The organism is Lacticaseibacillus paracasei subsp. paracasei, assembly GCF_000829035.1.
Classification (GTDB): Bacteria; Bacillota; Bacilli; order Lactobacillales; family Lactobacillaceae; genus Lacticaseibacillus; species Lacticaseibacillus paracasei.
Genome location: NZ_AP012541.1, coordinates 1,298,830 through 1,312,469, shown reverse-complemented (window position 1 = coordinate 1,312,469; position 13,640 = coordinate 1,298,830). Strand labels below are relative to the sequence as shown.

Annotated in this window: 13 protein-coding genes and 1 riboswitch; of the genes, 2 read left to right on the top strand and 11 right to left on the bottom strand. The window is 47.0% G+C overall.

The window, feature by feature from the left end:
• Positions 1-88 precede the first annotated feature (88 nt).
• The 9 genes from typA to LBPC_RS06480 form a co-directional block, all read right to left on the bottom strand.
• The gene (gene typA / locus LBPC_RS06520) at positions 89-1,933 is read right to left on the bottom strand and encodes a translational GTPase TypA (RefSeq protein ID WP_003570179.1); all 1,845 of its coding nucleotides are present in this window, start codon (positions 1,931-1,933) and stop codon (positions 89-91) included.
• 258 nt (positions 1,934-2,191) lie between these two features.
• Entirely contained in the window at positions 2,192-2,983 is a 792-nt protein-coding gene (locus LBPC_RS06515) for an inositol monophosphatase family protein (protein WP_003565236.1), read from the bottom strand.
• A gap of 2 nt (positions 2,984-2,985) precedes the next feature.
• The gene (locus LBPC_RS06510; RefSeq protein ID WP_003565234.1) at positions 2,986-3,267 is read right to left on the bottom strand and encodes a UPF0223 family protein; all 282 of its coding nucleotides are present in this window, start codon (positions 3,265-3,267) and stop codon (positions 2,986-2,988) included.
• Positions 3,257-4,147, bottom strand: a complete 891-nt coding sequence (locus tag LBPC_RS06505) for a Rossmann-fold NAD(P)-binding domain-containing protein (RefSeq protein WP_016383408.1) — start codon at positions 4,145-4,147, stop codon at positions 3,257-3,259. Before LBPC_RS06505 ends, LBPC_RS06510 begins: the two co-directional genes overlap by 11 nt.
• Before the next feature lie 236 nt (positions 4,148-4,383).
• Positions 4,384-5,787, bottom strand: a complete 1,404-nt coding sequence (gene lpdA / locus LBPC_RS06500; protein ID WP_003565229.1) for a dihydrolipoyl dehydrogenase — start codon at positions 5,785-5,787, stop codon at positions 4,384-4,386.
• Between the two features lie 2 nt (positions 5,788-5,789).
• A complete protein-coding gene (locus LBPC_RS06495) occupies positions 5,790-7,454 on the bottom strand; it encodes a dihydrolipoyllysine-residue acetyltransferase (RefSeq protein ID WP_003661000.1) in 1,665 nt (554 codons plus the stop codon).
• A 17-nt stretch (positions 7,455-7,471) separates the two neighbouring features.
• Positions 7,472-8,449 (bottom strand): alpha-ketoacid dehydrogenase subunit beta, encoded by a 978-nt coding sequence (locus LBPC_RS06490; protein ID WP_003565225.1) that lies wholly within the window; start codon positions 8,447-8,449, stop codon positions 7,472-7,474.
• 2 nt (positions 8,450-8,451) lie between these two features.
• Positions 8,452-9,564 carry a pyruvate dehydrogenase (acetyl-transferring) E1 component subunit alpha gene (gene pdhA, locus LBPC_RS06485; RefSeq protein WP_003565223.1) on the bottom strand — a complete coding sequence of 371 codons (1,113 nt, stop codon included), beginning with the start codon at positions 9,562-9,564 and terminating at the stop codon, positions 8,452-8,454.
• Positions 9,565-9,824: 260 nt separating this feature from the next.
• Positions 9,825-10,640 (bottom strand): P-type ATPase actuator domain-containing protein, encoded by an 816-nt coding sequence (locus LBPC_RS06480; protein WP_003565222.1) that lies wholly within the window; start codon positions 10,638-10,640, stop codon positions 9,825-9,827.
• Between the two features lie 217 nt (positions 10,641-10,857).
• Positions 10,858-11,021: riboswitch (M-box (ykoK) riboswitch) on the bottom strand.
• Between the two features lie 391 nt (positions 11,022-11,412).
• Between LBPC_RS06480 and def the strand changes: the two genes are divergently transcribed.
• Entirely contained in the window at positions 11,413-11,967 is a 555-nt protein-coding gene (gene def, locus LBPC_RS06475) for a peptide deformylase (RefSeq protein WP_003565220.1), read from the top strand.
• 63 nt (positions 11,968-12,030) lie between these two features.
• On the opposite strand, the gene LBPC_RS06470 is transcribed toward def, so the two are convergent.
• Both LBPC_RS06470 and LBPC_RS06465 read right to left on the bottom strand, forming a co-directional pair.
• The gene (locus LBPC_RS06470; protein ID WP_003565218.1) at positions 12,031-12,324 is read right to left on the bottom strand and encodes a hypothetical protein; all 294 of its coding nucleotides are present in this window, start codon (positions 12,322-12,324) and stop codon (positions 12,031-12,033) included.
• A 30-nt stretch (positions 12,325-12,354) separates the two neighbouring features.
• Positions 12,355-12,804 (bottom strand): hypothetical protein, encoded by a 450-nt coding sequence (locus tag LBPC_RS06465; protein ID WP_003565216.1) that lies wholly within the window; start codon positions 12,802-12,804, stop codon positions 12,355-12,357.
• A 619-nt stretch (positions 12,805-13,423) separates the two neighbouring features.
• Here LBPC_RS06465 and LBPC_RS06460 point away from each other — a divergent pair.
• Complete coding sequence (locus LBPC_RS06460; protein WP_003565214.1) at positions 13,424-13,636, top strand: DNA-dependent RNA polymerase subunit epsilon; 213 nt, start codon at positions 13,424-13,426, stop codon at positions 13,634-13,636.
• The last annotated feature ends 4 nt before the right edge of the window (positions 13,637-13,640 follow it).

Genomic DNA, 13,640 nt, shown 5'->3' with positions numbered 1-13,640 from the left:
TTCTATTTGACTAATTTGTTGCACTTGAATTGTAAATCCGTCACATCAAAAAAGCCGCCTTTTACAGACGACTTTTTGACCAACTTATTTACTTGGATGCGGCAATTTTCTTGCGCTTAGCCGCTTTTTGACGTTCGCCTGTGTTAAGGATCTTCTTACGCAAGCGAATGTTCTTAGGGGTAACTTCGCAGTATTCGTCATCATTCAAGAATTCAATGGATTCTTCAAGCGTCATATCTTTTGGCGTCTTGATGGCTGCTGCGTGGTCTTTCCCGGCTGCACGGGTGTTGGTCAAGTTCTTACCTTTGGTGACATTGACTGCAATGTCATTTTCACGCGAGTTTTGACCAACAATCATGCCTTCATAAACCTCGGTGCCGGCATTGATGAACAACTGGCCACGGTCTTCAACGGATTGCAGACTGTACGTCGTTGCTGAACCAGCGTTGATGGAAACCAAAGCACCTTGTGTACGGCCTGGTTCCCAATTCTTGATAACCGGAGCGTATTTTTCGAAGGTATGGTTCATGATGCCGTAACCGCCAGTAGCAGAGAGAAATTCGGTTGAGTACCCGATCAGACCACGAGAAGGCGCCAAGAATGTCAAACGGGTTTGACCGTTGCCTTCGTTCTCCATGTTCTGCATTTCGCCTTTACGTTGGCTCATCGCATCAATGACTGTCCCAGTATATTGTTCAGGAGTGTCAATTTGGACGCTTTCGAACGGTTCCATCATGACACCATCAATGTCACGATAGATAACTTCAGGACGACCTAATTGCAATTCAAAGCCTTCACGCCGCATCTCTTCAACCAAAATTGAAAGATGCAATTCGCCACGACCGGAAACCATCCAGGCACCTGCCTGATCAGTGTCGTCAACGCGCAGCGACACATCTGTCTGCAATTGCGACTTCAGACGCTCCTCAAGTTTACGAGCAGTCACATTTTTACCTTCACGGCCTGCAAATGGACTGTCATTCGCAACAAACATCATCTGCAAAGTTGGTTCATCAATCCGCAAAATCGGCAAAGCTTCTGGCGTATCAGCTGCCGTCACCGTTTCACCCACGAAGATGTCATCCATCCCAGAAACCGCGATCAAATCGCCGGCTTTAGCAGAGTTGATTTCGGTTCGGGTCAAGCCAAAGAAACCAAAGAGTTTTGTCACGCGGAAGTTCTTTTGAGAACCATCCAGCTTCATAACGGTAACATTGTCGCCGATTTTAATCTTGCCGCGGAAAATCCGACCAATCCCAATTCGACCAACGTAATCGTTGTAATCAAGCATCGCAACTTGGAACTGCAAAGGTTCGTCACTGTTGTCGATGGGTGCCGGAATGGTTTTGACGATGGTCTCAAACAACGGGGTCATGGTGTGCTTTTGCGTTGACAAATCGGAATCCATGCTGGAAGTACCATTGACAGCGGAAGCATAGACAACTGGGAATTCCAGTTGTGCATCATCAGCGCCCAATTCAATGAACAATTCGAGAACTTCATCAACGACTTCTTCAGGGCGCGCACCTGGACGATCGACCTTGTTGATGACAACGATCGGTGTCAAATGCTGTTCAAGCGCCTTTTTCAAGACAAACCGCGTTTGCGGCATTGGGCCTTCAAAAGCGTCAACGACAAGCAAAACGCCGTCAACCATCTTCATAACCCGTTCCACTTCACCACCAAAGTCAGCATGCCCCGGGGTATCGAGGATGTTGATGGTCGTATCGCCGAACTTAACTGCCGTGTTTTTACTCAGGATGGTGATCCCACGTTCTTTTTCAATGGCGTTGGTATCCATTGCCCGATCCTGTAATTGAATGTGTTGATCAAGTGTATCTGATTGTTTAAGCATTTCGTTAACCAATGTGGTCTTACCATGGTCAACGTGGGCAATGATCGCAATGTTGCGAATATCGTCACGTGTTTTCACGATTTATACTTCCTTTCTGCTGGCACTACTGGCCGCCTACCGCATTAAAAAAGTGCCAGCAACTGACACAGTTATACGATTTGAAATTATAACACACAATGACAAGTCTGTCTGGATTTTCTGAAAAGTGAAGTGCTTCACGCAATCACAGACCTTGCATTTTCTTATAAAGCGGGCTATCACGCGACCCTTTTATTAAGAAAAAAACTGGCGCCACTTAGTTTGCGCCAGAAATCATGATTTGTCTATTGGTTTAGCTTAAGCCTCTTTGCCGCCATCCGCCATCATCGTCAAAATCGTTTGATGTGCCTTTGGTGTAGCAGCAACTACAACGCCTGGTTGCTGCAAGTTGATTGGTGCGCCATCTTCACGGCTGAAAACAACGCCAAGACCCTTAGTAATCGCCATTCCAGCCGCTACGTCCCACGGCTGTAAGTAAGACACATACCCGATCTGTCGGCCCAGCGCAATTTCGATGAATTCCATTCCTGCACTGCCGCTCATTCTAGCGCCAGAACTGGTCAACGCGATATCGCCTAGATGCAACCGATTCTTAATCGTCATCGGGCCATTGACACCTAACAAGCCATCTTTAAGCGGCAAGTCTGGCAAAACCTTCACTTGTTGTCCAGCATGGGTGACGGGAATCATTGGGCCCCCGCTAAGCACTTCATTTCGCATGACGTCCATAATCGCGCCGACAACAGGTTCACCATCCTGATAAACACCAATCATAATGGCAAAATGGGCTTGTTGTTTGACGAAATTCATGGTGCCGTCTATTGGATCGACAAAGAAGACGAGACCAGCTAAATCAGTGTCATCGTGCTCATGTCCTTCTTCGCCAATGATACCGGCTTCAGGATACGCCTCTCTGATTTTGCCAATCAAAAATTGTTGATTCGCCTTGTCGACATTGGTGACCAAATCGTTGCGATTACTTTTGGTGGCAACATCTAATGGGGCGGCCATTGCGGTTAGAATTTGTTTGCGACTAGCAGCAAACCAGCTAATAATCGTTTGCCGCAACATTTCTGGATCTTGTGTCATGGTTAACTCACCCTTACCCTAATCTTTTGGCTCACGCCTTTGCGGGCCATCTGTATAACAGTATACATGGAATAACCGGACAGTGCTTCAAACTCCCGATCCAATTTGCGCTCGGTTCCTTTATCTGGCACAACTTCCTTAAATCCACGGTACGCTGCAAGCAGATTATCACGATCAACACCGTGTTCATATGCATCTTCGACTAAGGTATAAAAGGTCGTGACTTTTACTTTTTCGGCAGTTGTCCAGTCAATGTCGAGTGGATAGGCATAATTAGGTTTCATGTTTACTAGCTCCTTGTTCTATCGCCTTAATTTGATCCTGTACAGTTTGTTTCGTTTGACTCAACGCAGCTTCCTCATCATCCGAACCAGCAACTGTGGCGAGCGTCACAACGCCGCTATCATTCAAGAGGACTGGCGAACTATAAACCTGACCTGTGTCATCCTCTACATCCATCAGATGCGTCAGCGTGCCAATCAAACTATCGCCACTATACGCCGCAATAATCGGAATCACCAACCTGCCAAGCAAGACGGTCAAGGGACTCCTCAAAAAGCTTCGAACTGCATCCAAGCCATCAGTAAAAATCGTCTGATCATTTAATAAGCGCAAAACCGGCGTTGCACCAACGTAAGCTCGGCTCCAAATCAACACTGGGGCTTGTCGCGTACCTACCACATAAGCCGTCACATGTTTCGCCGGTACTGCCAACCTAGCAGCCAGAAATTGTTCAAATCGCCACGTTGCACCAAACGTACCAAGTCCAACAACCTGACTTTTATTCACTCCGGAAAAACGTTGCGCAAAATACGTGAAAAGTTCATCACGTGTCATCGCAACAATGATTCTACCTATGAAGCCTGCCGCCATCGCTGAATTGAGAACTTTGCGAATTGCCGCAATATTCGTCTCAATAAAATCATCGACATCAGGTGACCCCGTATCGGTCAAGATTAAAATATCCGCCGCTTTTAAAACTTTCGGCGTGACTTTTGCAAATGTGTTTTGACATATTTGACTTAAAGCTGTCAACCCAACCATATCAATCAATGATTCATCTGGTTCATAACAACCCACCGTCAACAGCAACTGTGATGCAATTAATGTTTCTAAAAGCCCTTGGGTCCCGATACTGGCACCGCTCACCACGACTCTTTGCATGAAAACCCTTCCCCTCCACTCCATTAGTTACATTTTAACGGAAGCAGAATCTTAAGACAAAATTAAAAAGGGGTTTAGACGCAATTGTTAACTAACTGAAATATTAGCCGTTTCTCATCTTCTTGTAAAAATTAGCTGTTGCCATGCCCACAGCATTCGCCATTAGCGATAACCAAATGACACAAAAACAGCCTGATCAAGGAGATCAGACTGCTTCATGACATCTCTATCAGATACTAAATATTGATTGGGAGTCCCAATGCAACTTCAGCGTCATCCATGATAACTTCACTCAGTGTTGGGTGCGGATGAATGGTCAAGGCAAGATCCTCAACGTTCAAACCGCCTTCAACAGCAACGGTCAGTTCGGAAATCAAATCACTAGCACCGGCGCCAGCAACTTGGCCGCCGATAACCGTACCGTTTTCATTAGTGACCAAGCGGACAAACCCTTCTGTCTGGGCAAGACTGAGGGCACGACCATTGGCAGCAAATGGGAACTTGCTGGCTTTAGCCTTGATCCCTTTATCCTTCGCCTCGGCAACTGTCATCCCAGTTGTTGCAAGTTCAGGGTCCGTGAAGCAAACGGCAGGCATCGCTTTGTAGTCAACCGCACTGGCTTTGCCGCTGATGGCCTCAGCAGCGACTTTACCTTCATAGCTAGCCTTATGCGCCAATGCTGCACCTGGCACAATGTCGCCAATCGCATAGATATTCGGTTTGTTGGTCCGGCCTTGAGCATCGACCTTGATTAAACCGCGATCAGTTGTTTCGACCCCGACAATATCGAGACCAAGATCGTCAGTATTTGGCCGCCGTCCGACCGTCACCATAACATAATCAGCTGCAATCGTCTGTTCCTTACCATCGGCCGTGTACGTCACTTTGACACCTTTGCCAGTGTCTTCAGCTTCTTTAGCCATCGCATTGGTAATAACTGTTACGCCACGTTTTTTGAAGGAATTCAGAACTAGCTGAACCATATCCTTCTCAAAGTTTGGCAGAATCGAACTTGTGCCTTCAAGAATCGTGACATGCGCGCCAAGATTAGCATACGCACTCGCCAACTCGGAGCCGATATAGCCGCCGCCAATGACGACAAATTCTTTTGGTACTTCAGGAAGATTCAGCCCCCCCGTTGAATCTAAAATGCGCTTGCCAAACTTAAAGCCTTTAATTTCGATTGGCCGGCTGCCAGTCGCAATGATCAGATTCTTGAACGTATAGGTCTGAGCTGAATCTTTTTGCATCACGCGCAGGCTATGGTCATCTTTTAAGAACGCCGTGCCCATAATCGTGTCGATCTTGTGTTTCTTGAATAGCATCGACACACCGCTTGTCAGCGTATGCACAACCTTATTTTGCTTCCATTCCTGGGTTTTCGTGAAATCAAGGTCAGCACCTTTGGCATTAATGCCAAACGTACTTGCTTCCAAAGCGTCTTGATAGCGATGACCTGCGTTGATCAAAGCTTTTGATGGGATGCAGCCGACATTCAAACAAACACCGCCAATGAACGTGCTCTCAATCACGGTCACCTTTTGACCCATTTCAGCTGCGCGAATCGCAGCAACATAACCGCCGGGGCCGGAACCAATGACGACGGTATCCAAATCGATTGCAAAATCGCCTACAACCATGCTTATCCCTCCATCAACAGCAGATCAGGATCTGCCAACAATTTGTCCATCAGATTCAAGGCGGTTTGTGCTAACGCGCCGTCAATCAAACGATGGTCATAGCTCAAACTTAATTTCAACATGTTGCCAACCACAATTTCGTTGTCTTCGTTGACATAAGGCTCCTTAGCAATTTTGCCCACTCCGAGAATCGCAACTTCAGGTTGATTGATCACTGGGGTGAACCAGCCGCCGCCAATTGACCCAACGTTACTGATGGTCATGGAGCCACCGCGCATTTCATCCGGCTTTAGTTTGCTGTCATAAGCCTTCTGGGCATTTTCACTAATTTCCTTAGCAATTTCAAACATACTCTTTGCATCGGCATTCTTGATCACAGGCACATACAAGCCGTGATCCGTATTCGTTGCAATCCCAATGTTGAAGTAATGCTTATAGACAATTTCATCCGTTGTATCATCAATGGACGCATTGAATTCTGGATATTCACGCAACACCGTCACAAGTGCTTTGACGATATACGGCAGGAAGGTTAACTTGATACCTTTATCTGCTGCGTATTGCTTGTACTTCTTGCGATGAGCCATTAACTTAGAAACTTCAACGTCATCAAAACTCGTCACATGCGGGCTACGTTGCTTAGAAGCAAGCATCGCCTTAGCAATCGCTTTCCGAGTTGGGGTCATCTTTTCACGGGTTTCAAGTTCAGCTTCATTACCACTCGAAACGTATGGTGCAACTGCTTGTGGCTTTGGTGCTGCCGGTGCAGCTGGCTTTGCTGTGGCTGGTTGCGGTTGTGCCTGAGCAGCAGGGGCTGCTGGCTGTGCAGATGCAGCTGGTGCGCCGGTCTTGAATGCATCGACATCAGCCTTGGTAATTCGGCCATGTTTGCCGGTTGCTGGCACTTGTGAGATGTCAATGCCCTGTTCGCGTGCATACTGACGCACAGATGGCATTGCTAAAATTTCCCGGTTCGGATCGGTGATGGCCGGCACGCCACCCGCTGCTGGTGCAGCTGGCGTCGCAGCCGGTGTTGCAGCAACCGGCTGCGGTGCAGCGCCAGCCTCAGTAGCAACCGATGTGTCATTATGACCCGGTGCATCAATATCAACCAGCGCTTCACCGACTGTCGCGGTTTCGCCTTCTGGTACCAGAATCTTAACAACCGTTCCGGCAACTGGAGAAGGAATTTCTTCGACACTCTTGTCGCTTTGAACTTCTAACAGCGTGTCGTCCTCTTTGATTTGATCGCCAGGCTTGACTGACCATTTAACAATTTCGCCTTCTGCCAAACCTTCGCCTAGTTCGGGTAACTTAAACTGATAAACCGATTGCGCAGGTGCAGGTTGCACAGCAGGCGTTGCTGGAGCGGGTGTCGCAGGGGCTGCTGTTGCAGTCGCAGGTGCAGCCGGTGCAGCTGCCGGTCCGGAGCCATCATCGATTTCAACCAATAGATCACCAACTGACGCGGTTTCCCCTTCTGGAACAAGAATTTTTAAAATTTTGCCGGAGACCGGGGATGGAATCTCTTCAACACTTTTATCACTTTGAACCTCAAGTAAGGTATCGTCTTCCTTGATGTCATCACCAGGTTTGACGTCCCACTTAACGATTTCGCCTTCTGCCAAACCTTCGCCAAGTTCTGGCAGTTTGAATTCAAAAGCCATGTTGGCACCTCTTCTTTCTAGAAATTAACGGTTTCCCGGACTTTAGCTTCAATATCCTTAGCATTTGGCAGCCAAATGTTTTCAGCTTGGCCAAATGGGAACGGGGTATCCGGAGCGGCAACCCGACCAATCGGTGCCTCAAGCGACAGAATCGCCCGTTCGGAAATCTCACTGATCACCGTTGATGCAACACCGGCCATGCGTTGTGCTTCTTGCACCACAACAACCTTATGTGTCTTTTTGACCGAATTGATGATCGTTTCGACATCAAGTGGCGCAATTGTCCGCAAGTCAACAATTTCAGCCTGAATCCCATCTTTGGCTAAATTATCAGCAGCTTTCAGCGCTTCGCGAACCATCGCACCATACGTGATGATCGATACATCTGAACCTTCGCGGGTCACCGCCGCTTTGTCCAACGGTACCGTGTACGTGCCCTCTGGAACATCTTGCCGGAAGGAACGATATAGTTTCATATGCTCAAGGAACAAGACAGGATCATTGCTCCGGATCGAACTAATCAGCAAACCTTTGGCATCATATGGATTGCTTGGAATAACGACACGCATACCAGGAAATTGCGCAATTAACCCTTCAAAGTTGTCACTGTGCATTTCCGGGGTGTGAACACCACCGCCAAAAGGCGCCCGAATCGTGATCGGCATTGAGCGAGTGCCGCCCATCCGGTAACGCATCCGTGACATCTGACCACCAATGCTGTCCATCGTTTCAAAAACGAATCCGAAAAACTGAATTTCAGGAATTGGCCGCCAACCGGTCAATGCCAACCCAATCGACAAACCGCCGATGCCAGATTCCGCCAGTGGGGTATCGAAAACCCGATCCTCACCGTATTTTGCTTGCAAACCATCAGTTGCACGGAAAACACCACCGTTTTTCCCGACATCTTCGCCGAATACCAAGGTCTTAGGGTCGTTCGCCAACTCAACATCAAGCGCATCCGTGATGGCTTGGATCATTGTTTTTTGTGCCATGGTTACTTCGACTCCTTTCCTTGAAATTCTGCCAGCTGTTCAGCAACATTTTGCGGTGCGGTCTCGTACGTGTCCTTTAGGAAGCGGGATACCGTCTGCTGTGGTGCCTTATCAGCTTTGTTAATTGCGTCCTTAATTTCATCCTTAACTTGATCAATTAAGGCGTCTTCCTTGTCTTTGTTCCAAAGTCCCTTATCAGTCAGGTAGTTCCGCATTCGAATTAACGGATCGCGCTTTTGCCATAACTCATCTGTCTCCTTGGAACGATAACGCGTCGGATCATCGCCAGATAACGTATGTGGCCCATAACGATAGGTCAGCGTCTCAATCAAGACAGGGCCATTACCAGCGGCGGTCCATGCCCGCGCTTCTTTTGTCACTTCATAGACAGCTAGGGCATCCATACCGTCAACTTGCACACCTGGAATACCAGCAGCAACTGCTTTTTGCGCTAAAGTCTTCGCAGCCGTCTGACTGGCCCGCGGTACAGAAATCGCAAAGCCGTTATCTTGCACAATAAAGATTGCTGGGGCTTTGAAATGACCAGCAAAGTTGACACCTTCGTAGAAATCACCTTGTGACGTGCCACCATCACCGGTATACGTGAAGGCCACTTCATCGCTGCCATTCTTCTTTAAGCCGAGTGCAACGCCGGCTGTCTGGACGTACTGCGCACCAATAATAATCTGAGGCGGTAACGCGTGAAAATCTTCTGGGTATTCATTACCGGCAACATGACCACGAGACCATAAGAATGCTTTATCCAGTGGCAAGCCATGTTGAATCAACTGTGGCAAGTCACGGTAAGCAGGTAACAACCAGTCCGTTGTTTTCATGGCCGAATGGCTGCCAATCATGCTGGCCTCTTCACCAGCGCTTGGCGCATAAAAACCTAATCGTCCTTGCCGATTCAACGCGGTTGCTCGTTGATCAAGAACCCGCTGCCAAACCATTTTGGACATCAAGTCGACCAACTGATCATCACTCAGATCGGGCATGATATCAGGATTGACGACCTTGCCCGCTTCATCCAGAATTTGGATGGTCGGCTTAAAATCGGCATCTTGATTTTCCAACAGTTTCTTGAAATCAACTGCAGCATGCTGTTTTGCCATAATCAGAACCTCTTTCCATTCCTGTTGTCATTAACGCAGGAAAACTGTACTAATGAAAATCTTTACAAACCAAGCGTAACATTGCGGTTTTATCCTTGCAAGCGTTTTATTTCAGCACTGGCGGGAATCCTTTTCCGAGCTTGTTGTGCCTCATTTTTTAACGAATGGGACTATAACAGAACCTTATAAAAAATAAGACACAAAAAGAGCACGTCGCTTCACAAGCGCGTGCCTCTTTTAATGGATTCATTCATCGTGCTTCACGAGACCGGATCTTGGTTGTGCCGAAAATCACTTGTTTTACTGTGATGTTTCATGGCGCCAACCAAGGTGGCGTGTTGGGCAAGATCGGCATGTAACCGAACCTGCTGTGCACGATTTACTTGTTTACTTCTTAACAATTCACTTGCCAGGAGTGATACAGCAATGCCGGATACCCGAAAAATCTGTTTTAGCGCAAGGACAAAACCAACTGCCGCACTCGTTACAAGTGAAGCTGGCGCATGATTTTCCGTCTTTCCGTTCAATTGTGCAAAGGCATGGTCGACAAGACCATCACGCAAAACCGCTGTGACGGTTGCTTGGGCATCGGTCGCCATCACAGCGCCAGCAATGCCTACCCCCGCTGGTACCTGCCGACCGATCAAAGCCAGCAGCCCGGCCAAATCACTTGGCAAGGAAACGTGTGCATCGGGAGCCAACGCAACGTCAACAGGCAGTTTTTCTCCTGTCGTCAACATCAGCACGTCACCGACGACAAGGTCATTTGCGCTCACTTGGCGAACCAAGCCCTCGCGTACAACCAAAACCGTCTGTTTGGGATCGCCCTGATGTCGGGTAGCAGCTGTGAGCAGATAAACGATCACAGCCATCATCATACTAAGCAACACGCCGATAACAACTGTAAGAAGCCAGTTGCGAGTGATCACACTGATCAAGCCACTGACACCGGCAGTCATGATCAACAACGGTAAGAAGAGACTTGCCTTGTTGATCGTATTAGGACGTGGTGTAACTGTTTGTTGGGCCTTTTGCGCTTCGTAGCGTGACAGGCCACTCGAAACCATCATCAACATCGACAAACTCCTTCCCGTTTCCCGAGAAGGACCGCGATGCTGCCAAATCCATTAATTTCACTTAAGAGATCGTAGCGGCAGCACAATGGGCCTTCCGGGATCAGCTAAATCGCTACTACTACCGGTACTCTTTGAAGATTGTTCCATTATGCTCACCACCTTTTCCTCAGCTTTTCATTAGGCAAAAAAATTGCACGCCGATTGAGAGCGTGCAGAAAAAGCATCCCAATCGTTTAGTTTTAGCACTATACGCCTAGAAGCGAGCTTCAGCTGCATTAGCGTAAGCCTTAATGGGCAGACGCAGTTGACTCAATTGGCATCTCTCGATGTTTCTGAGCAGCAGCATTGTTCGTATAGGAGCCTCACCTAACGGAAAGCACCGTATTTGTTTAACCTTCTATATAGTAGGGTAAAAAAAACCGAATGTCAAATGTTTCACCGAATCGAGCACAGCTGAACAATCATGGCAATTCAAAAAGGTTGTTGGTTAGAACATAAAACTTGCGAATCATCAATTAGACAAAAAACATTTTGTATTTGTCTTTGTAAGTGATACAGAGCTATTATTTTTTCTGTAGCTTTATGAATCGAAATAGCGTGAATTCCTTGAAAATGAGCAAAGCTTCAAAAATAGTTTTTTTCTTGCTTATCACCCAGACACAGAAAAAGTTTCTGCTATTGCAGCATTTAAGGCAAACCTCTTGCACGCGAAGCTTTTCAGCCTTCTGGTCCTGTGCTAATCTAGTAGAAGAAATGAACGGAGGTACAGATTGTGTATTTGATGAAGGATATCACGCGCGATGGGGCCAAGGTCCTGCGTGAAACGGCAAAGCCAGTCACGTTCCCACTTTCTGACGAGGACAAGCAACTGGCGCATGATATGATGGCTTACTTGGTCATCAGCCAAGATGAAGAACAAAACGAAAAGTATCATTTGCGTCCTGGCGTTGGACTAGCTGCGCCACAAGTTGGGCAAAGCAAGGCGATGGCTGCTGTTTTGGTTCCCGGTGACGATAATGAAATCCTCTTTAAAGAAGTTTTGATTAATCCGCGGATCATCAGCAACAGCGTTCAACATGCTGCTTTGGCTGAAGGCGAAGGTTGCCTGTCCGTTGATAAAGATGTTCCCGGATATGTCGTCCGGGCTGATCGGATTACCATCAGTTATCAAAATGAAGCCGGTGAACATAAAAAGATTCGTCTGAAGAACTATCCGGCTATCGTTTGCCAGCACGAAATCGATCACTTAAATGGCGTCCTGTTTTACGATCATATTAATAAGGAACATCCTTTCACCATCGACCCGGATGCCGTCATTATCAAGTAAAATACGTTTGTACTAAAAAGAAGGCTTAAAGCCTTCTTTTTTTGACACTATTTTTCACCCAACTTACGATTCTTTATACACAAATCGTTGTCCCTGCAACCATGCCGTTAAGTCTTCGTACTGTCGTCGTGATAAGCGGGTGTCCCGCCATGTTGTCAAAAGTGCTTTAGCTGCCGAAAAGCCATTTTCCTTCACTTCAGTTATCAGTTTTGCTTGATAGCTGGCCAAGCTGACTTCCGCATCGTGGAAAACGACGACTGGATCATCTGGGCGTCGATCTTTCTTACTCATCGCAGCGCCTAATCCTTGGGCAAAACTTTTGATCTGACGCATCAATAAATCCTGATCATCGTTCACTTGAACCCCTCCATTCGACACTTTCTAAAATTAAGCAACGCGATTCACATCGCGGACATATTCTATGGTAGCCTCATTAGCAATAAAAGCGAGATCAACATGTTGCTGCCCCTCTAGTTCAAAGTAATCCGTGATCACAAAAGGCGGTAATGCCGGATCGGAACTGGCAATATCCAATTCTTCAGCCGCTTTTTGCAAAGCGTCGGCTAATTGATGCTGATCAATGGTGGAAAAGCTCTTGGGGAAAATATAGGAGAACGCCATCACACCATGACCCCAAATGTCCGTAATTGGTTTTGAAGTCAAAGGTTCTTGGACAGGGATTTTAAGTGATGTTAAAGCAGCATCCATGACCTGATCACTTAGTCGCTGGCTATGATGAAGCAGAATTTGGATTGCTTTATTACGCCGCCAGCGCTTCCTGAGCACCCACAAAACGATGAGCACGATCAGAACTAGAACAACGATAAGCCAGACCACAACGTCCACTCCCTTCAAAAGCCAATATGTTATTGATTCTTACCTTTATTATACCCAGAACAACCACGCTATCGCCAATGTGATTCTTGCAATCGAAGGTTAGTTTGACAATAATAGCTGGTCATAAACTCGTGAGCATCATCTGGTTTGATTCCTAAGAGAGTACTAGGATCAGTGTGCCAGCCGCATTAGCACCAAAGGATAGACCTTACAATTGCCGCATAACCGCGGTCGCCAGTTCAGAAACCTACGTATAACAACCTTGAACGCAATGGCCTCAATCCGGACATCACGTTGAGGAGCACTTACACTCCGGTTTTTCTAACCGGGCTGGTTCACGCTCTGGTCTGTTCACACCGTTTCAAATATGATAGACTGTTGCTAGCTGTTGTTTTCACAACAAATCGATCGGTCATAAAGTATTTAGGAGTTGTGACAGAAATAGAACGACGAAATAGCGCAGGTATGCCTGTTTTCGGGTTCGAACGACGAGAAATATCGGCCATCCCAATAAGATAGACCATGTCTGTTGTGGTTTTCCATCTTGATGGTATGTCCTTTTTTTCGGAAGCCGTTTTGTTGCACTTCCTTTCTTTTTGTACCACGGAAGGAGTCCATCATGATCTACAAAGTCTTATATCAGAAAGACAAGATTCAAAATCCACGACGGGAAACAACCCAGACGCTTTACCTCGAGGCGCCATCTGCGGTTGAAGCGCGTGCGCTTGTTGAAAAGAACACGCCTTATAATATTGAATTCATCCAGGAATTATCCGGAAACTTCCTGGAATACGAGGAAAAGTCAGCCAACTTTAAGCTGACAACTTTCTAATTAT

Coding starts and splice junctions, on each gene's coding strand:
- LBPC_RS06505 (WP_016383408.1), bottom strand. CDS start 4,147: ATGCAAAGAGTCGTGGTGAGCGGTGCCAGTATCGGGACCCAAGGGCTT.
- lpdA (WP_003565229.1), bottom strand. CDS start 5,787: ATGGTTGTAGGCGATTTTGCAATCGATTTGGATACCGTCGTCATTGGT.
- LBPC_RS06490 (WP_003565225.1), bottom strand. CDS start 8,449: ATGGCACAAAAAACAATGATCCAAGCCATCACGGATGCGCTTGATGTT.
- pdhA (WP_003565223.1), bottom strand. CDS start 9,564: ATGGCAAAACAGCATGCTGCAGTTGATTTCAAGAAACTGTTGGAAAAT.
- LBPC_RS06480 (WP_003565222.1), bottom strand. CDS start 10,640: ATGTTGATGATGGTTTCGAGTGGCCTGTCACGCTACGAAGCGCAAAAG.
- LBPC_RS06510 (WP_003565234.1), bottom strand. CDS start 3,267: ATGAAACCTAATTATGCCTATCCACTCGACATTGACTGGACAACTGCC.
- LBPC_RS06515 (WP_003565236.1), bottom strand. CDS start 2,983: ATGACACAAGATCCAGAAATGTTGCGGCAAACGATTATTAGCTGGTTT.
- LBPC_RS06495 (WP_003661000.1), bottom strand. CDS start 7,454: ATGGCTTTTGAATTCAAACTGCCAGAACTTGGCGAAGGTTTGGCAGAA.
- LBPC_RS06460 (WP_003565214.1), top strand. CDS start 13,424: ATGATCTACAAAGTCTTATATCAGAAAGACAAGATTCAAAATCCACGA.